This is a genomic window from Thermus sp. 2.9 (assembly GCF_000794385.1).
Classification (GTDB): domain Bacteria; phylum Deinococcota; class Deinococci; order Deinococcales; family Thermaceae; genus Thermus; species Thermus thalpophilus.
This window is the reverse complement of record NZ_JTJB01000031.1, coordinates 65,741-82,174: the sequence shown is the minus strand read 5'-3', so window position 1 is coordinate 82,174 and position 16,434 is coordinate 65,741. Positions and strand designations below refer to the sequence as shown.

Here is a 16,434-nt window from a genome sequence, read left to right as displayed (position 1 = left end):
CATGTTGGCCAAGCTCTACGCCGCCTTTCGCCAAGTGGGGGAAGACCTCTTCGCCCAGCGCCTCATCTCCGCCACCGCGGGCAACTTTTCCGCGCGCACCAAGGAGGGTTTCCTCATCACCAAAAGCGGGGTGCAGAAGGCCCGGCTTACCCCGGAGGACCTGGTGGAGGTGCCCTTAGAGGGCCCCTTTCCCCCGGGGGCCAGCGTGGAAAGCGTGATCCACCGGGAGGTTTACCGGCGGACGGGGGCCAAGGCCCTGGTCCACGCCCACCCCCGGGTGGCGGTGGCCCTCTCCTTGCACCTGGAGCGGCTCGTACCCTTGGACCTCGAGGGCCAGTACCACCTCAAGGAAGTCCCCGTGCTCTCCCCCAAGACCACCTCCGCCACGGAAGAGGCGGCCTTGGCGGTGGCGGAAGCGCTCGGGGAGCACCCGGTCTGCCTCCTCAAGGGGCATGGGGCCTTTGCCTTGGGGCGCAAGGAAAAGCCGGAAGAAGCGCTTCTGGAGGCCTATAGCCTCCTCACCACCTTGGAGGAAAGCGCCGAGATCCTCCTTTACCATCGGCTTTGGGGGAAGGGATGAAGGTGCTCTTCGTGGAAGGCAAGGAACGGGAACCCCTTTGGGCGCTGGCGCAAAGGCTTCCCCACCCCCACTGGCTCCTGGCGGGGGAAGGGGTGTTCCTCCTTCAGGTCTTCGGCGCCTCGGAGGAGGCTAAGGCCTTGGCGGAGGGCCTCCCCGGGGTCAGGGTCTGGACCTTTACCTTGGAGGATGGGGTAGTCTATAGGGGATGCGGGAAGAAATCGGCTACATCCCCGTAGGGGAGGCGGAGCTTTACGTGGAGGACGTGGGGGACCTGCACGCCCCCGCCCTCTTGGTCCTCCACGGGGGCCCCGGGGGAAACGCCTACGTCCTCCGGGAAAGCCTCCAGGACCACCTGGAAGGCTTCCGCGTGGTCTACTTTGACCAGCGGGGCTCGGGGCGGAGCCTGGAGCTTCCGCAAGACCCCCGGCTCTTCACCCTTGACGCCCTGGTGGAGGACACCCTGGCCCTGGCCGAGGCCTTGGGGATAGAGCGGTTTGGCCTTCTGGCCCACGGCTTCGGGGCGGTGGTGGCCCTGGAGGTCCTCCGCCGCTACCCCGAGGCGGAAGGGGCCTTGCTCTTAGGCCCTTGGGTGAACTTCCCCTGGCTCGCCGCCCGCCTGGCGGAGGCAGCGGGGCTCACCCCGGGGGAAGACCCGGAGGAAAACCTCAAGGCCGCCTTGGAAAAGGCCGAACCCAAGCTTCTTTTTGACCGCCTCATGTTCCCAAGCCCAAGGGGGCGCCTGGAGTACGAGTGGCTGGCGGAAGGCTCGGGCATCCTGGGCCCCGACACCCCGGCCCTGGCCTTCCTGCACAACGGGCTTTGGCGCCTGGACTACACCCCCTACCTCGCCCCTTCCCGCAAGGCCCTGGCGGTGGTGGTGGGGGAGCTGGACGGCACCAGCTACCCCTACGCCGAAGAGGTGGCGGAGCGGCTCAAAGCGCCCATCCGGGTGGTGCCCGGGGCGGGGCACTATCCCTGGATAGACGCCCCCGAGGCCTTCGCCGAGGCCTTCCGCGCTGCCCTTGCCCACGTCCTCGTCCCTCAAGGGTGGTAGACTAAGGACGTCACCGGGGGTGCCCCAAAAGGGGCTGAGAGATACCCTTGGAACCTGATCCGGGTAATGCCGGCGTAGGGAAGGTGACGGGCCCCTCCCGGTGACAAGGAGGGGTTTTATGCGTAAAGCCTTGGCGTTGCTTCTCTTTTTGGCCTTCGGCCTGGCCCAGGAGATCACGCTCCTCACCCACCAGAGCTTTTCCCTGGACAAGAACCTTATCGCCCAGTTTGAGCGGGAGACGGGCCTGAAGCTCCGCATCCTCAAGGCGGGGGACGCGGGGGAAACCCTGAACCGGGCCATCCTCACCAAAAGCGCCCCCATCGCCGACGTCCTCTACGGCTTTGACAACACCTTCCTCTCCCGGGCCCTGGAGGCGGACATCCTCCTCCCCTACAGGAGCCCGGAGATCCGAAACCTCAAGGCCACCCTGCTCCTGGACCCCACCTTCCGGGCCCTCCCCGTGGACTACGGCTGGGTGAGCCTGAACTACGACAGGGCCTACTTCCAGAACCGGCCCCTGCCCAAGGCACCCGAGGACCTGGCCAAGCCCGAGTATGCCCGGCTTCTGGTGGTGGAAAACCCCGCCACCAGCTCCCCCGGCCTCGCCTTCCTCATGGCCACCGTGGCCCGCTTCGGCGAGGACGGCTACCTGGACTTCTGGGCCAAGCTCCGGGACGGCGGGGTGCGGGTGGCCAAGGGTTGGAGCGAGGCCTACTACACCCACTTCACCCTCTACAAGGGGGACCGGCCCTTGGTGGTTTCCTACACCACCAGCCCCGCCGCCGAGGTCTACTACTCCGAGGGCAAGTACCAAGAGCCCCCCACGGCCAACCTGTTCCCGGAGCTCGCCTTCTTCCAGGTGGAGTTCGTGGGCATCCTGAAGGGCACCAAGAACCTGGTAGGGGCCAAGAAGCTGGTGGACTGGCTCCTCTCCCGCCCCGTGCAGGAGAACATCCCCACGGAGATGTGGATGTACCCCGCCCGCCGGGACGCCAAGCTGCCCGAGGTCTTCCGCTTCGCCCCCGAGCCCGTGGGGAGCGTGCGGCTGGACCCCAAGCGCATGGCGGAGAACCGGGAGCGCTGGATTGACGAGTGGACCAAGGTGGTCCTCCAGGGGCAAAGCCCGGAGGCGGTGCGCCGGGGGCGGCGCTAGGCGATGGCCTGGCTCGCCAGGGGGGTGGTCCTCCCCTTCCTCGCCTTCGCCCTCTTCTACCCCCTTTTCCGCCTCCTCCTCCTGGGCGTAGGGGAGGGGTTTTGGAGCGCCTGGACCAACCCCTATTACTGGGAGCGCTACCGCTTTAGCCTGGAGTACGGCCTGGCCTCGGCCCTCCTCACCCTCGCCCTGGCCCTCCCCCTGGCCTTCCTCTTCCGGCGGCGCTTCCCCTTGCGGGCCCTTTTCCTCTCCCTTTCCACTTTGCCCTTCGTCCTCCCCACCCCGGCGGTGGCCTTGGGGTTTTTGGCCCTCCTGGGCCCTCGAGGGCTTTTGGGGGTGGACCTTTACGGCACCTTCGCCCTCCTCCTCCTGGCGGCGGTTTTCTACAACCTGGGGCTCGCCCTACGGGTCCTCCTCCCCGTGGCCTTGGGCCTGGAGGAGCCCCTGCAGGCGGCGCGGAGCCTGGGGGCCACCCCTTGGCGCGCCTTCCTCCGGGTGGGGCTTCCCCTCCTCCTTCCCGCCCTGGGGGCGCGGGGCTTCTCGTCTTCCTGTACACCTTCTCCGCCTTTGGGGTGCCCCTCCTCCTCGGGGGGCCCCGGCACGCCACCCTCGAGGTGGAGGTCTACACCCTCCTGGCCCACCGCCTGGCCCTGCCCGAGGCCAGCGCCCTCATGGCCTGGCAGCTTTTCACCCTGGGGGCCTTGGTCCTCCTCCACCTGCGCCTCAAGGCCCACCCCCTTCCCCCAGGTCCCCTTCTTCCCGCCCCCTCCCTGGCTTACCCCTTGGGGCTTGGGGCCTTTTTTCTTCTCCTCTACGCCCCCCTCCTGGCCCTCTTCGCCCAAGGGAGCCTTTCCGCCCTCCGCTCCGCCTGGGTCTCGGAGGACTTCACCCCCCTGCCCTTGGCCCTGGCCAACTCCGTGCGCTTCACCCTCCTCGCCCTCCTCCTGGCCCTGCCCCTGGGGGTGGCCTACGGGGTGGCGGCGCGGCGGAGCGGGCTATGGGACCTTCTGGGCCTTTTCCCCCTTATGGTGAGCCCGGTGGCGGTGGGCCTCGGCTACCTGGTGGCCTACCCTGGCCTTCGGGGCTCCTTGCTCCTCCTCCTCACCGCCTACGCCCTCCTGGCCTACCCCCTCTTGGCCCGGACCCTCCTGCCGGCCCTAAGGAGCCTCCCCCCAAGCCTCCTCGAGGCGGCAAGGACCCTGGGAGCCACCCCTTGGCGCGCCTTTTTAAGGGTGGAGCTTCCCCTCCTCCGCCCCGCCCTGGCCTCGGGGGTGGCCTTGGCCCTGGCCGCCCTCCTGGGGGAGTTCGGGGCGAGCCTGGTGCTTTGGCGGCCCGAGTGGACCACCCTGACCCTGGCCATCTACGAGCGCCTGGGACGCCCCGGGGAAGGACCCTTCCGGGAGGCCTTGAGCCTGGCCGCCCTCCTCGCCTTCCTCTCCGGCCTCCTCTTCTACCTCCTGGACCGGGGGCGGGGTAGGCTAGGCTAGGAAAAGCCGGCCAGGAACTCCCTCACCACCCCAAGGAAGCGCCGCCCGTCCAGGAGGAGGGCCAAAAGGGCCCAAATCAAGGCGGCGCGAAAGGCCTCCGGGGCGAAGGTGGCGGCGAAGAGGAAGGGGGCGAAGGTGGCGGGCACCTGAAGGAGCATGGAAAGGCTCTTGTTGGGGTAGCGGAGGAGGAGGGTGAGGGCCAAGACCATCCAGGAAAGGCCGAGGCCGAGGGGCACCAGGCCCGCCCCCAAAACGTAGGCGAAGCCCGTCCAGGCCAGGCCGGCGTCCAGGGGGTAGTCCCAGGCGGCGAGGCGGGTGGGCCGCCTGGAGGCGCGGGCCAGCATCCCGTCCAGGACGTCCAGGCTCCAGCCCAAAAGGAGGAGGCGCACCACCTGCCCCAAGGCCTCGAGCCCCTCCCCCACCCGGAGGAGGAGGAGAAGGACCACCCCACCCCGGGCCAGGGTGCAAAGGTCGGCCAAAGCCCCCACGCTAGCCCTCCTGGAGCAAAGCGGCGAGCCCCTCCACCGCCCCCTGGCGTAAGGAAAGGTGGGCTAGGGGGGTGAGGGGGGTGGGCTCGGGGTTCACCTCCACCAAGTAGGCCCCGGCGGCGAAGGCCATGCGCCCCAAGGAGGCGGCGGGCTCCACCTCGGCGCTCGTGCCCACCACCAGGGCCACGTCCGCCTGGGCGAAGGCTTTTTCCGCCCGCTCCCAGGCCCCCGGGGGAAGAAGCTCCCCGAACCAGACCACGTCGGGCCGGGCCCGGTGGCCGCAGGCGGGGCAGAAGGGCGGGGGCGTGAAGGCCTCAGGCAGGGGAAAGCGCTGGCCACAGGCCTCGCACCGGGCCCGAAGGAGGTTGCCGTGGAGCTCCACCAGGTTTTGGCTTCCGGCCCGGGCGTGAAGGCCGTCCACGTTCTGCGTCACCAGGAGGAACTCTCCCCCACGGGCCAAAACCCGCCGCTCCAGCTCCACGAGGGCGTAATGGGCGGGGTTGGGCAAAGCCTCCCGCACCTTGGCGATGCGCCAGGCGTACCAAGCCCAGACCCTTTCGGGGTCCTTGGCATAGGCCTCGGGGGTGGCGTAGTCCAAGGGGTTGAAGTTCCGCCACAGGCCCTCCGCGTCCCGGAAGGTGGGGATGCCCGAGGGCTTGGAGATGCCCGCCCCTGTGAGGACCGCCACCCGCTTGGCCTCCCTTAGCCGCTTTTGCGCCTCCTGAAGGCTTTCCATCCCCATCCCATCCTAGCGCGGTAGGCTAAGGGAGATGCGGCTTTTCACCCCCGAGGCCATGCGGGAAGCGGACGAGAAGGCGGAGGCCATGGGCTACCCCACCCTGCTCCTCATGGAGTGGGCGGGGATGAAGGCGGCCCGGGTCTACCGGAGGCTTTTCGGCGAGGCGCCCGCCGTGGTCCTCTGCGGCAAAGGGAATAACGGCGGGGACGGCCTGGCCCTGGCCCGGCACCTCCTTTTGGAGGGGGTAAGGGTGCGGGTCTACGCCGCTGGAGGAGAAGGGAGGGATGCCCTCCTCATGCGGCGGGCCCTGGAGGCCTTGGGCCTTCCCCTCCTCCCCCTGGAAGAGGCCAGTTGGGGGGAAGGGGAGGTCCTGGTGGACGCCCTCTTCGGCACCGGGCTCAGGGGCCCCCTGGAGGGGTTTTACGCCGGGCTCGTGGAGCGGGTGAACGCCTCGAGGCTCCCCGTCCTCTCCCTGGACCTCCCCTCGGGCCTCCCCTTCTCCCCCCACGTGCGGGCCACGGCCACCCTCGCCTTCGCCGCTTTGAAAACCCCCCACCTCCTCCACCGAGAAGCCTGCGGCAAGCTCTTCCTAGCGGGGATCGGCCTGCCCCAAGCCCTCTTGGAACGGGAAGACCTCCCCGAGGTGGCGACCCCCGAGGCCCTAAAGCCCCTTCTCCCCCAACGCCCCCTCACCGCCCACAAGGGGAGCGTGGGCCGGGTGGGGGTGCTTGGGGGCTACCGGGGGGACGCCCTGCGCTACGCTGGAGCCCCCCTCTTGGCCGCCCTAGGGGCCTACCGCATGGGGGCGGGGCTCGTGCACCTGGTTATCCCCGAAGGGACGCCCCTAGAGCCCCTCGAGGCCGTCTTCCACCCCGTGCCTGCCCCCGCCCTTCCCCCCATGAAGGTGGAGGCTTTGGCGGTGGGCATGGGCGGGGGGCCCTGGGGCAAGGCCTGGGCCCTGGAGGCCCTCCAGGCGGGCCTGCCCACGGTGTTGGACGCCGATGCCCTACACCCCGAGGTGGTGGCCCTCTACCGCCGCACCGGGGTTAAAGCGGTCCTCACCCCCCACGCGGGGGAGGCGGGGAGGCTCTTGGGCGCCCCCCCGGAGGCGATAACCAAGGACCCCGTGGCCGCCGCCCGAGCCCTGGCGGAGACCACGGGCCTCGCCGTGGTCCTCAAGGGGAACCCCACGGTGGTGGCGGAAGGAAACCGGTTCTCCGTGAACCCCACGGGCAACCCCGCCCTGGCCACCGGCGGCACGGGGGATGTCCTCTCGGGGGCCATCGCCGCCCTTATGGCGGCGGGGCTTGCCCCCTTTGACGCCGCCCGGCTTGGGGTGTACCTGCACGGCCTCGCCGGGGACCTTTTGGCGGAGGAAAAGGGGGTGGGCCTCCTGGCCCGGGAGGTGGCGGAGGCCCTGCCCCGGGCCAGGAAGCTCCTGGAGGGGGGCCTCGGCCTCCCCTTGGGCCTGGTATAGTCTTGGGCAAGGGCTTTGCCCCTCACCATGGACCTGTCCCGCCTTTACGTCCCCGCCACCTTGGCCAACCTGGGCTCGGGCTTTGACGCCCTGGGGGTCGCCTTGGACCTCTACCTGGAGGTGGAGGCGGAGCCGGCCCGGGAAGACGCCTTCTTCTACGAGGGGGAAGGCCAGGTGGCGGGAACGGACAACCTGATCCACCAAGGCTACCGGGCGGGGATGGCCGCCTTGGGCCTGAAGGCGGAGCCCCTGGCCATCCGCGCCTTCAACCCCATCCCCCTGGCCCGCGGCATGGGGAGCTCCTCCGCCGCCTTGGTCGCGGGGGTGGCCTTGGCGGACCGGGTTTCCGGGGGGCGGCTTGGGCGGGAAGGGGTGTTCCAGGTGGCCGCCCGCCTGGAGGGCCATCCCGACAACGTGGCCCCCGCGGTCTACGGGGGGTTTGTGGCCGCCCTGAGCGAGCCCCCCTTGGCCATCCCCCTGCCCAGGCCCGAGGGGGTGCGCTTCGTCCTGGCCGTCCCCCCTTACCCCGTGCCCACGCCCTTGGCCCGGGCCGCCCTGCCGGAAAAGGTACCCCTGGCCGACGCCGTCTACAACCTGGCGCGAAGCGCCCTCTGGCCCGCCGCCCTCTACTCGGGCCGCCTCGAGGCCCTGCGGGAAGCCTGCCGGGACCGCCTCCACCAACCCCACCGGGCCCACCTCATGCCCGGGGTGATGGAGGCCATAGAAAACGCCCTGGCGGCGGGAGCCCTGGCCGCCTTTGTGGGGGGAGCGGGGCCCACCCTGGCCGCCTTGGTGCGGCAGGGCGCGGAGGAAGGCGTGGCCCGGGCCCTGGTGGGCTACCGGGGCCAGGGCCAGACCTTGGTGCTGAACCTCGGGGAGGGATACTTTTGGAAGGAAACCTGAACACCATCCCTCTTACGGAGCTCTTGGAGCTCATTCACGGCCACCGCCGCTCTGGCGTTTTGGAGGTGAAGGTGGGGCCCCTGCCCCTCTCCTTGCGCTTTTCCGCCGGGGAGGTGGTGGGGGCGGCCATCCTGGACTGGGAAGGCCTCGAGGCCCTCTTCGCCTTCCCCCTCCACCCCAAGGAAGGCCCTTTCCGCTTCCAGCCTGGCCCCCCTTCCCAGGAGCGCCCCCTCCTCCCCTTCACCACCTTGCTGGGGGAGTGGGCCCGGGTCAACGACGAGTGGGACCGGTTCCGCACCCTGGTGGACTCCCCCAGCCGCGTCCTGGAGGCCATCCGCCCCAAGGCGCCCTTGGAGGTCTTCCAGGGGGGCAAGAGCGTCCGGGCCGCCGCCAAGGCTTGGGGCGTTCCCCTCCTCATCGCCATGGAGCGGGCCTACATGGGGGTAAGGGAAGGGGACCTCTATCCCTTGCGCCGCTACGCCTGGTACGCCCTGCGCATCCGCTACCAGGGGCGCAAGGGCAAGACCCTGGAGGAGTACGGCCAGCTCCAGGCCCTCCTGGACGGCACCCGCAACCTGGGCGAGGTGATCGCCGCCGGGGTACCCGTGAGCCTGGTGCGCCGCTACCTGGTCCAGGCCTTAAGCTCGGGGGAGATCGCGCCCCCGGGGAGGGGCTGGCTTCTAAGGGACCTCACCTGGGAGATGGACAAGGAAGGGGAAGCCTAGGCGCCCCTAGGCCCCCCCAGCGCCGCTTGGGCTACTTCTTCTTGCGGGGACGGTACTTGCCGTAGGTACCCCGCCAGATCTTGCCCCTGCGGGTGCGACGGTCGCCCTTGCCCATGCCTTCCCTCCTTAGGCGCTAGCCCCTTGGGCGGAAAGAAGCTGGTGGACCTTGCGCATCAGCCGGGACTTCCTGCGGGCGGCGGCGTTCTTGTGCAGGGTGGAACCCTTGGCCGCCTTGTCAATCAGCTCTCGGCCTTGCGCATGATCTTGATGGCCTCCTCCGCCTTGCCCTCCTGGGCCAGCTGGACGGCCTTCTTGCTCAGGGTCTTGATGGCCGACTTCTTGGCCTTGTTGCGAAGCCGGCGCTTCAAGGACTGCCGGTGCCGCTTCAGAGCGGAAAGGTTCCTCTTGGGCTTCTTCTGCGCCATCGTTTTCCCCTTATGCCCCCTCGGGGCAGACCAGGCCTAAGTGTAGCACACCCCGCCCTATGGGGCAAACTTGGTGGCCACCCAGTCGTAGCGCACCCGGCCCTTGGCGTCCTGCAAACGGAAACGCAGGAGATACTCGCCGGCGCTCACGGGAAAGCGCACCTCTTCCTGGAAGCTCCCGCGATAGCGCCGCTCCCCCAAAAGCCTTCCTTCCTGGAGCAAGGCCACCTCGAGGCTGCCTTCCTGCAGGCTCCCCTCCACCCGCACCTTCACCGCATCGTAAAGCCCCGTGACCCGCAAGGGGTAGCGGGCCTCCCCCGTGTACTTCCAGTAGAAGACGGGCAAAAAGGGCGGGTAGCCCACGGCGAGGCCGTAGCGCTCGGCGTACCAGTAAAGGCCCAAGGCGGCCAGGGCCAAAAGGAGCAGGCTCCGCATTGCCCTAAGTATACTTGGGCACATGGCAGGCGCGGGCACCATCCCCCCGGAAGAAGCCTTCGCCCTCATCAAGCGGGGGGCGGAAGAGATCATCCCCGAGGAGGAGCTTCTTTCCAAGCTCAAGGAAGGCCGGCCCCTCACGGTGAAGCTAGGGGCCGACCCCACCCGGCCCGACCTCCACCTGGGACATGCGGTGGTCCTGAGGAAGATGCGCCAGTTCCAGGAGCTTGGGCACAAGGTGGTCCTCATCATCGGCGACTTCACCGGGATGATCGGGGACCCCTCGGGCCGGAGCAAGACCCGACCCCCCCTCACCCTGGAAGAAACCCGGGAAAACGCCAAGACCTACGTGGAGCAGGCGGGGAAGATCCTCAGGCAGGAGCCTGAGCTCTTTGAGCTCCGCTACAACTCCGAGTGGCTGGAGGGCCTCACCTTCAAGGAGGTGGTGCACCTCACCTCCCTCATGACCGTGGCCCAGATGCTGGAAAGGGAGGACTTTAAGAAGCGCTATGAGGCGGGCATCCCCATCTCCTTGCACGAGTTCCTCTACCCCTTCGCCCAGGCCTACGACTCCGTGGCCATTAGGGCCGATGTGGAGATGGGGGGAACGGACCAGCGGTTCAACCTCCTGGTGGGGCGGGAGGTGCAACGGGCCTACGGCCAAGACCCCCAGGTGTGCTTCCTCATGCCCCTTTTGGTGGGCCTGGACGGGCGGGAGAAGATGAGCAAGAGCCTGGACAACTACATCGGGGTGGCGGAGCCCCCCGAGGTGATGTTTAAAAAGCTCATGCGGGTCCCCGACCCGCTTCTTCCAAGCTACTTCCGCCTCCTCACGGACCTCACGGAGGAGGAGACCGGGGCCCTTCTCCAGGCGGGCCCCGTTCCCGCCCACCGGGTCCTGGCCCGCCTCCTCACCGCCGCCTACGCCAGGCCCCGGATCCCCGCCCGCCTAGACCGGGCCTTCTACGAGAGCCTAGGCTACGCTTGGGAGGCCTTGGGCCGGGACAAGGAGGCGGGCCCCGAGGAGGTCCGCCAGGCGGAGGCCCGCTACGACGAGGTGGCCAAGGGAGGGATCCCCGAGGACCTCCCCGAGGTGGCCATCCCCCCCTCCGAGCTCAAGGAGGGGCGGATCTGGGTGGCGCGGCTTTTCACCCTGGCGGGCCTCACCCCCTCCAACGCCGAGGCGAGGCGGCTCATCCAAAACCGGGGCCTGCGCCTAGACGGGGAGCTAATTACCGACCCGAGCCTCGAGGTGGACCTCTCCCGGCCCCGGGTCCTGCAGCGGGGGAAGGACCGCTTCGTGCGGGTACGGCTTGGGGACTAGAGGGTGCAGCCCCTCAGGCCCCTATACCCCCTCCATGGGCCGCAGGGGCACCTCGTGGCCGGTGGCGTAGAGGGTATCCCCCTCCGCCTCGAGGCGGAGCCGGGGCAAGGGATAGCGGGGAGGGCCGTAGATGGCCTTTCCCCCAAGCAAGGGATCAAAGGCGCCGAAGTGGCAGGGGCAGCCCAAGAAGGGCCGTTCATGGCGGAAGTTGTAGAGGAGGGAGGCCGCCTCGGGGTCCGGGACGTAGTTCAGGGTGCAGCCCTGGTGGGTGCAGATGCGGCTAAAGGCGGCGTAGTGTTCTTCCCCCAGGGAAAGCCCCCCAGGAGGGGCCTCGGGGAGCCGCAAGAGAAAGGCCCTGAGTTCCCCTTGGGGTAGGGGGTAAAGGAAAGGTTTGGCCTGCCACAGGGCAAGCTCCCCGCGACGGGCCACCGCCACCTTGGGGCCCGCCTTCCACGTGGGGGCCCCCGCCTCGGGCCGGGGCCGGAAGCGGAGGTTGTAGGTGCGCACGCCAAACCAGGCGAAAAACCCCCCCGCCACGGCCACGGGGATGTAGAAGAAGAGGTCGCGCCGCTTCATAGCCCTTGGAGGTACGCCAAAAGGGCCTTAAGCTCTTCCTCAGGAAGAGGCACCGGGGGCATCTTGCCCCTTCCCTGGAGCACGATCTCCCGCACCGCCTCCTTGGCTTTCAGAATGGGGTTTCCCTTGAGCCTAGGCCCCACACCCCCCTCCCCTTCCGCCCCGTGGCAAACGGCGCAGCGGGCCAGGTAGACGCTTCTCCCATCCTTCCCCCCTTGGGCCTGGGCCCGGGCCATGGCGATCAGGCCCTCCACCCGTTCCCTGGCCTCGCCCCCCACCTCCAGGTACCGCTCCCAAGCGGCGATGGCCCGGTCCATCTCCCCTTTTTTGGAAGTAGAGGTTCCCGAGGAAAAGCCACCCCTCCGCGGCCTTGGGGTCTGCGTGCTGGGCGATCTCCAAAAACATCTGCGCCTCTTCCGGCCTTCCCCCCATGAAGAGGAGGATCCCCACCCGCCGCACCGCCTCTATGTTCCTGGGGTCTTTCTTCAGCACCTCCAGGTAGGCCTCCGCCGCCTGGTCAAAGGCCTGGAGGGCGTAAGCCCGCCGCCCCCAGGCCAAGAGGTCCTCCACGGCCCCCGTCCGCTTGGCCTTGTCCGCCAGGGCCTTAAGCTCTCGGGCCTCGGCCCGTTGCGTCACCGTGGTCTCCCCGGGCAGGCGGGGCAGGGTGTAGCGCCAAAGGCCCACCCCCAGGAGGACCACCACCCCCAAGACGAGGGCCACGGGCAAGGGGTTAAGGGAGCGCCTTGCCGGCGGGCGGTAGCCCTCCAGGGCCCTCTCCAAGGCCACCATGCGGGCCAGGGCGAGCTTTTTCTCCTCCCCCTCGAGGGCCTCCACCTCGGCGCGCAAAACCTCCAGCTCCCGAAGGAGCTCCTCCCGCCGGGGCGGCTCGGGAAAGGGCTCCTTGGAGCCCAGGAGGGGCCTTAGGGCCAGGAAAAGCCCGAGGAGGAAAAGGGCGAGGAAAAGCAAGGTGGCGGTCATGCTCAGGGCTCCTTCAGGCGGCGCTCCGCCTCTTCCAGAAGCTCCTTGGGCACCTTCTTGGGGCGGAAATAGGCGAAAAGCCCAAGGGCCAAGAGGATAAGGGCCACCGCGGGCAACACCCAGGCCCAAAGCGTCACTCCTCGCCGGGGTGGGTTATAGAGGATCCACTCCCCGTAGCGGTCCACGAAGAAAGCCTTGATCTCCTCCTCCGTCTTGCCCTCCTGAAGCATCTCGGCGATGATACGCCGCATCTCCACCGCCACCCCCGAGTTGCTCTCCGCGGCGCTTTCCCCTTGGCACACGGGGCAGCGGAGCTCCCGGGCGATGCGGAAGACCTCCGGGGAAAGGTCAGGGGGAGGCCCCTCCTGGCCCAGGGCGGGCAGGAAGAAAAGGGCGAGGAACAACACCCACCTCACGGCAACGCCTCCTTTAGGTACTTCTCCAAGGTGGCCTGGTCAATGGCCCCGGCGTGGCGGGCCAAAACCCGCCCCTCGCCGTCTATGAAGAAGGTTTCGGGCACCCCGTACATGCCGTAGTCCACCCCCACCCGGCCCCGGGGGTCAAAGAGCTGGGGGAAGGTTAGGCCGAACTGGGCGATGAACTTCAAAGCCTCCGGCTCCTTGTCCTGGGTGTTCACCCCGAGGAAAAGCACCCGCTCCTTGTAGGTGCGCCAGGCGGCCTCCAAAACCGGGGCCTCCTCGTAGCAGGCGGGGTAGCACCAGCTGGCCCAGAAGTTGAGGATAATGGGCCGCTTCCCCAGGTGGTCCGAGAGGCGGAAGGTCTCCCCCCACTCGGCCCGGTAGGGGGGAAGGACGGGCAGGGCGAAGTCGGGGGCGGGGCGCCTCTCCTTGGCCAAGACCGAGGGAAGGTCCTTGGGGTTGCGCTGCATCCCCCAGAAGAAAAGCCCCCCCAAGGCCACCACCAAAAGGATCCAAAGCCAGGCCCTCACGCCGGGCTCACCCCCTTGGCCTCCTCCCGGCGCGCCTGCGGCCAGAGGATGTACAGGGTCCCCAGGGCCATGAGCGCCCCCGCCACCCACATCCAGAAAACCAGGGGCGTGACGATAAGGCGCAAGGAAGCCCACTCGCCCTTTTCCCGGTCAAAGTCCATGAGGAGGAAGTAGTAGTCGTTCCCCGGGGTGTAGACCACCTTAGGAGCGGGCAGGGGGGAGTTCATCTGTGGGTAGAAGTGGAGCCGGGGCCGCACCTCCCCGAAGCGGTCGGTCTCCACCAGGGCCTCCACGGCGAAGCGCCGCCCCTCGTCCAGGGCCCGCACCCCCTGGAAGGTGAGCCTAAGGCCCGCCACCTCCCAGCTCCCCCCCCGGTAAAGGGTCTTCTCGCTTTCCAGGCGGTAGGTTTGGCTAAAGGCGATGCCAAGCCCCATGAGGGCCACGGCGAAGTGGACCACCAGGCTCCCCACCCGCCTGCGGTTTTCCAAAAAGCCCCACGGGGAAAGCCCCGCCCGCACCCGCCCCAAGACCCCTTCCCGCACCAGGAGGAGGATGGCGGCCACGTTGTAGAGGAAAAGCCCCACCGCCAAGGAGGCCCCCACGGTATAGCCCCGGGCGAGCCCAAGAAGCGTCCCCAAGGCCAGGACGGCCAGGAGGAGGTAAAGGTTTCGCAAGGCCTCGGCCTTGGGCCTCCGCCAGGGCAGGAGGGGCCCCACCCCCATGAGGAGCAAAATCCCAGCCCCAAGCGGGGCGGAAAGCTGGTTGAAAAAGGGCGCCCCCACGCTCACCTTGGCCCCGGCGAAAGCCTCCACCAAAAGGGGGTAGAAGGTCCCTAGGACCACCACCAAGGCCCAACCGGCGAAGAAAAAGGCCCCCAGAAGGAGCGCCCCCTCCCGGGAGAAGGGGTGGAAGAAGGCGGTTTCCCGCACCTCGCGGGAAACCCGGGAAAGAAGCCCCAGGCCAAGGGAGGTGGCGAGGAGGAAGAAGCCCAAGAAGGCAGGCCCCACCGGGCCCTCGGCGAAGGCGTGCACGGACTGGATCACGCCGCTACGGGTGAGGAAGGTGCCGAGGACCGTGGCGGCGAAGGCCAGGGTGACAAAGGCGAAGTTCCAGGCCTTAAAGGCCCCCCGGGTCTGCTGCACGAGGGCGGTGTGCAGGAAGGCGGTGGCGAGGAGCCAGGGGACGAAGCTGGCGTTTTCCACCGGGTCCCAGGCCCAGTACCCACCCCAGCCCAAGACCTCGTAGCTCCACCACATCCCCGCCACCTTCCCGGCGGTGAGAAAGCCCCAGGCGATGAGGGTCCACCACCGCGTCTCCTCCACCCAAGTCTGGTAGCGGCGGGTAACCATGGCCGCCACGGCGTAGGCGTAGGGCACGCTCAGACCCACGAAGCCCAGGTACATGAGCACGGGGTGGACGGCCATCATCCAGTGGTTCTGCAGGAGGGGGTTGGGGCCCACCCCGTCTTGGGGCGGGTTGGGAAGGGTTTCAAAGGGGCTGGCGATGGTGGCCATGACCCCAAAGAAGAAGACCTGGACGCCAAAAAGCACGGCGAGCACCAAGGAGGCCCGCCAAGGGTCCAAAGCCCGTCGGCCCGCCAAGAGGGTGTAGAGGGTCTGCAAAAGCCCCCAGAGGAGGATGCTTCCCTCTAGAGCGGCCCAAGGGGTGACCAGGGTGACCCAAAGGGGGTCCTTCACCGAGTGGTTCCTGGCCACGTAGGCCAGGGAGAAGTCGTGGGTGAGAAGGGCCCACTCCAGGGCCAAGAAGGCGGCCAAGGCGGCGAGGAAGGCGGGGAGGAGGAGGGATTTGGCCCCCTTCAGGAAGCGCCCATCCCCCTGGAAGTAAGCCAAGAGGGCCAGGGCCAGGCCCAAGAGGCTAAAGGCCAGGGCCAGGTTCACGCCGACGTTGCCCAATAGCGCCGGGGTCACTTGGCCTCCTCAATGAGCTTGCGCACCTCCTCGGGCGTCCACCCCTCCTTGGGGGCCTGGTAGCTTTCCGAGTGCTTCACCAGGAGGTTGGTGCCCTGGAAGACCCCCTCTTGGAAGCGGCCTTCCACCACCACCCCCTGGCCCTCCTTGAACATGCCCGGGGGGGTGCCCTTGTGGAAGACGGGCACCTCCGCCACCCCGTCGGTGAGAATGAAGCGGAGTTCTAGCCGGTCCTTGTCGTACCGCACCGTGCCCGGCTTCACCAGGCCCCCCAGGCGCACGGGGCGGTTTTGGTAGCGGGGTTGGTCCTGGAGGTATTCCGAAGGGGTTAGGAAATAGACCAGGTTCTGCCCCAAGCCCCCGAAGATGAGGTAGCCCAAGGCCCCCAGGATGACCAAAAGGCCGAGGAGGTACTTGATCCTCATCTTGCCCTCCGGTAGCGCCAGAAGAGGTAGGCCAGGTAGCCAAAAACCGTGAGGTAGGTGAGGGCGTAGACCCAGGTGACGAAGACCTCGTTCACGCTTCCTCCTTTTGGGCCTCGAGGGCCGCCACCAAGGCCCTAAGGCGCACGAAGCCCAGGTAGAGCAGGGTGAAGACAAAGAGGTTGAAGAGGAGGGCCTGGAGCATGGCCGGGTCCATGTGGATCTTGCCCGTGGTCAGGTCAATGGACTGGGTCTGGTGCAGGCTCCGCCACCACTTCACCGACATGTAGCTAATGGGCACGTTGATGAAGCCCAAGACCCCCACCGCCGCCGCCGCCTTGGCCCGAAGCTCCGGGTCCTCTATGGCCCCCCGAAGGAGGAAGTAGCCCACGTAAACGGCGAAGAGGATGGCGGTGGTGGTGAGCCTGGGCTCCCAGGTCCAGTAGACCCCCCAGGTGGGCCGGGCCCAAAGCATCCCCGTCACCAGGGCTAGGCCCATGAAGACGAGGCCAATCTCGGCGCTGGCCAGGGCCACCCGGTCGTAGCGAGGGTCTTGGCGGAAGAGGTAAAGGAGGGAGTAAAGGAAGGTCACGAAGAAGGCCAGGTAGCCAAGCCACGCCCCGGGCACGTGCAGGTACATGATGCGGGCCAGGTACCCCTGGTTCACGTCCGGCGGGGCGGAGAGGGCCAGGTAAAGCCCCACGGGCAGAAGGAGTACCCCCAGGCCCAAGAAGGCCCAAGTGAGGGCGTCGGGTCGTTCCGGGTGTGCCGCCTTAAGCATCGCTTGCCTC

The 16,434-nt window shown here is 68.3% G+C and carries 18 protein-coding genes, 3 pseudogenes and 1 riboswitch; of the genes and pseudogenes, 9 read left to right on the top strand and 12 right to left on the bottom strand.

What is annotated here, in order from left to right; genetic code table 11:
* The first annotated feature begins 1 nt into the window (after position 1).
* From QT17_RS07660 to QT17_RS14885, 5 genes and pseudogenes are all read left to right on the top strand, one after another.
* Complete coding sequence (locus QT17_RS07660) at positions 2 to 580, top strand: fuculose-1-phosphate aldolase (RefSeq protein WP_039458605.1); 579 nt, start codon at positions 2 to 4, stop codon at positions 578 to 580.
* Positions 577 to 816, top strand: coding sequence for a hypothetical protein (locus tag QT17_RS07655; RefSeq protein WP_039458602.1), 240 nt, complete (start codon positions 577 to 579; stop codon positions 814 to 816). The genes QT17_RS07660 and QT17_RS07655 overlap by 4 nt, the downstream gene beginning before the upstream one ends.
* Complete coding sequence (locus tag QT17_RS07650) at positions 786 to 1,634, top strand: alpha/beta fold hydrolase (RefSeq protein WP_039458598.1); 849 nt, start codon at positions 786 to 788, stop codon at positions 1,632 to 1,634. Before QT17_RS07655 ends, QT17_RS07650 begins: the two co-directional genes overlap by 31 nt.
* Before the next feature lie 5 nt (positions 1,635 to 1,639).
* A riboswitch (TPP riboswitch) is annotated at positions 1,640 to 1,733 on the top strand.
* A 19-nt stretch (positions 1,734 to 1,752) separates the two neighbouring features.
* Complete coding sequence (locus QT17_RS07645) at positions 1,753 to 2,787, top strand: thiamine ABC transporter substrate binding subunit (protein WP_039458596.1); 1,035 nt, start codon at positions 1,753 to 1,755, stop codon at positions 2,785 to 2,787.
* A gap of 3 nt (positions 2,788 to 2,790) precedes the next feature.
* Positions 2,791 to 4,274 (top strand): annotated as a pseudogene (locus tag QT17_RS14885) (ABC transporter permease).
* On the opposite strand, the gene QT17_RS07635 reads toward QT17_RS14885, so the two are convergent.
* Both QT17_RS07635 and QT17_RS07630 read right to left on the bottom strand, forming a co-directional pair.
* Positions 4,271 to 4,762: a hypothetical protein gene (locus QT17_RS07635; protein WP_039458594.1), complete on the bottom strand. Its 492-nt coding sequence runs from the start codon at positions 4,760 to 4,762 to the stop codon at positions 4,271 to 4,273. The pseudogene QT17_RS14885 and the gene QT17_RS07635 overlap by 4 nt on opposite strands.
* A gap of 1 nt (position 4,763) precedes the next feature.
* A complete protein-coding gene (locus QT17_RS07630; RefSeq protein WP_152607355.1) occupies positions 4,764 to 5,498 on the bottom strand; it encodes an NAD-dependent deacylase in 735 nt (244 codons plus the stop codon).
* 34 nt (positions 5,499 to 5,532) lie between these two features.
* Here QT17_RS07630 and QT17_RS07625 point away from each other — a divergent pair, with 34 nt between their 5' ends.
* From QT17_RS07625 to QT17_RS07615, 3 genes are read left to right on the top strand one after another with little or no spacing between them, the layout of a single operon-like run.
* Positions 5,533 to 6,978 carry a bifunctional ADP-dependent NAD(P)H-hydrate dehydratase/NAD(P)H-hydrate epimerase gene (locus QT17_RS07625; protein ID WP_039458588.1) on the top strand — a complete coding sequence of 482 codons (1,446 nt, stop codon included), beginning with the start codon at positions 5,533 to 5,535 and terminating at the stop codon, positions 6,976 to 6,978.
* 27 nt (positions 6,979 to 7,005) lie between these two features.
* Positions 7,006 to 7,881, top strand: a complete 876-nt coding sequence (thrB, locus tag QT17_RS07620) for a homoserine kinase (protein ID WP_039458646.1) — start codon at positions 7,006 to 7,008, stop codon at positions 7,879 to 7,881.
* Positions 7,866 to 8,606, top strand: coding sequence for a DUF4388 domain-containing protein (locus tag QT17_RS07615; protein WP_039458585.1), 741 nt, complete (start codon positions 7,866 to 7,868; stop codon positions 8,604 to 8,606). Before thrB ends, QT17_RS07615 begins: the two co-directional genes overlap by 16 nt.
* A gap of 31 nt (positions 8,607 to 8,637) precedes the next feature.
* Here QT17_RS07615 and QT17_RS07610 read toward each other — a convergent pair whose 3' ends face one another.
* From QT17_RS07610 to QT17_RS07600, 3 genes and pseudogenes are all read right to left on the bottom strand, one after another.
* On the bottom strand, positions 8,638 to 8,721 hold the full coding sequence (locus tag QT17_RS07610; RefSeq protein WP_008632889.1) for a 30S ribosomal protein THX: 84 nt from the start codon (positions 8,719 to 8,721) through the stop codon (positions 8,638 to 8,640).
* Positions 8,722 to 8,732: 11 nt separating this feature from the next.
* Positions 8,733 to 9,031, bottom strand: a pseudogene (gene rpsT, locus QT17_RS07605) (30S ribosomal protein S20).
* 57 nt (positions 9,032 to 9,088) lie between these two features.
* Positions 9,089 to 9,466 (bottom strand): hypothetical protein, encoded by a 378-nt coding sequence (locus QT17_RS07600; RefSeq protein WP_039458549.1) that lies wholly within the window; start codon positions 9,464 to 9,466, stop codon positions 9,089 to 9,091.
* A gap of 22 nt (positions 9,467 to 9,488) precedes the next feature.
* On the opposite strand from QT17_RS07600, the gene tyrS reads away from it, so the two are divergent.
* Positions 9,489 to 10,790 carry a tyrosine--tRNA ligase gene (gene tyrS / locus QT17_RS07595; RefSeq protein ID WP_039458545.1) on the top strand — a complete coding sequence of 434 codons (1,302 nt, stop codon included), beginning with the start codon at positions 9,489 to 9,491 and terminating at the stop codon, positions 10,788 to 10,790.
* 21 nt (positions 10,791 to 10,811) lie between these two features.
* Here the strand turns inward: tyrS and QT17_RS07590 are convergent, their stop codons facing one another.
* The 7 genes and pseudogenes from QT17_RS07590 to ccsA all read right to left on the bottom strand — a co-directional run bounded on the left by QT17_RS07590 (position 10,812) and on the right by ccsA (position 16,424).
* Positions 10,812 to 11,366, bottom strand: a complete 555-nt coding sequence (locus QT17_RS07590; protein WP_039458543.1) for a Rieske 2Fe-2S domain-containing protein — start codon at positions 11,364 to 11,366, stop codon at positions 10,812 to 10,814.
* Positions 11,363 to 12,344, bottom strand: a pseudogene (locus QT17_RS07585) (c-type cytochrome). Before QT17_RS07585 ends, QT17_RS07590 begins: the two are co-directional and overlap by 4 nt.
* 2 nt (positions 12,345 to 12,346) lie before the next feature.
* Positions 12,347 to 12,760 (bottom strand): cytochrome c-type biogenesis protein, encoded by a 414-nt coding sequence (locus QT17_RS07580; protein ID WP_039458540.1) that lies wholly within the window; start codon positions 12,758 to 12,760, stop codon positions 12,347 to 12,349.
* The gene (locus tag QT17_RS07575) at positions 12,757 to 13,293 is read right to left on the bottom strand and encodes a TlpA disulfide reductase family protein (protein ID WP_039458536.1); all 537 of its coding nucleotides are present in this window, start codon (positions 13,291 to 13,293) and stop codon (positions 12,757 to 12,759) included. Before QT17_RS07575 ends, QT17_RS07580 begins: the two co-directional genes overlap by 4 nt.
* Positions 13,290 to 15,221 carry a heme lyase CcmF/NrfE family subunit gene (locus QT17_RS07570; RefSeq protein WP_039458533.1) on the bottom strand — a complete coding sequence of 644 codons (1,932 nt, stop codon included), beginning with the start codon at positions 15,219 to 15,221 and terminating at the stop codon, positions 13,290 to 13,292. Before QT17_RS07570 ends, QT17_RS07575 begins: the two co-directional genes overlap by 4 nt.
* Positions 15,218 to 15,646 carry a cytochrome c maturation protein CcmE gene (ccmE, locus tag QT17_RS07565; RefSeq protein ID WP_039458529.1) on the bottom strand — a complete coding sequence of 143 codons (429 nt, stop codon included), beginning with the start codon at positions 15,644 to 15,646 and terminating at the stop codon, positions 15,218 to 15,220. The genes QT17_RS07570 and ccmE overlap by 4 nt, the downstream gene beginning before the upstream one ends.
* A gap of 91 nt (positions 15,647 to 15,737) precedes the next feature.
* Positions 15,738 to 16,424: a cytochrome c biogenesis protein CcsA gene (gene ccsA / locus QT17_RS07560; RefSeq protein WP_039458528.1), complete on the bottom strand. Its 687-nt coding sequence runs from the start codon at positions 16,422 to 16,424 to the stop codon at positions 15,738 to 15,740.
* Between the last annotated feature and the right edge of the window lie 10 nt (positions 16,425 to 16,434).

Coding starts and splice junctions, on each gene's coding strand:
- QT17_RS07660 (WP_039458605.1), top strand. CDS start 2: ATGTTGGCCAAGCTCTACGCCGCCTTTCGCCAAGTGGGGGAAGACCTC.
- QT17_RS07655 (WP_039458602.1), top strand. CDS start 577: ATGAAGGTGCTCTTCGTGGAAGGCAAGGAACGGGAACCCCTTTGGGCG.
- QT17_RS07650 (WP_039458598.1), top strand. CDS start 786: ATGCGGGAAGAAATCGGCTACATCCCCGTAGGGGAGGCGGAGCTTTAC.
- QT17_RS07645 (WP_039458596.1), top strand. CDS start 1,753: ATGCGTAAAGCCTTGGCGTTGCTTCTCTTTTTGGCCTTCGGCCTGGCC.
- QT17_RS07630 (WP_152607355.1), bottom strand. CDS start 5,498: ATGGAAAGCCTTCAGGAGGCGCAAAAGCGGCTAAGGGAGGCCAAGCGG.
- QT17_RS07625 (WP_039458588.1), top strand. CDS start 5,533: ATGCGGCTTTTCACCCCCGAGGCCATGCGGGAAGCGGACGAGAAGGCG.
- thrB (WP_039458646.1), top strand. CDS start 7,006: ATGGACCTGTCCCGCCTTTACGTCCCCGCCACCTTGGCCAACCTGGGC.
- QT17_RS07610 (WP_008632889.1), bottom strand. CDS start 8,721: ATGGGCAAGGGCGACCGTCGCACCCGCAGGGGCAAGATCTGGCGGGGT.
- QT17_RS07600 (WP_039458549.1), bottom strand. CDS start 9,466: ATGCGGAGCCTGCTCCTTTTGGCCCTGGCCGCCTTGGGCCTTTACTGG.
- tyrS (WP_039458545.1), top strand. CDS start 9,489: ATGGCAGGCGCGGGCACCATCCCCCCGGAAGAAGCCTTCGCCCTCATC.
- QT17_RS07590 (WP_039458543.1), bottom strand. CDS start 11,366: ATGAAGCGGCGCGACCTCTTCTTCTACATCCCCGTGGCCGTGGCGGGG.
- ccmE (WP_039458529.1), bottom strand. CDS start 15,646: ATGAGGATCAAGTACCTCCTCGGCCTTTTGGTCATCCTGGGGGCCTTG.
- ccsA (WP_039458528.1), bottom strand. CDS start 16,424: ATGCTTAAGGCGGCACACCCGGAACGACCCGACGCCCTCACTTGGGCC.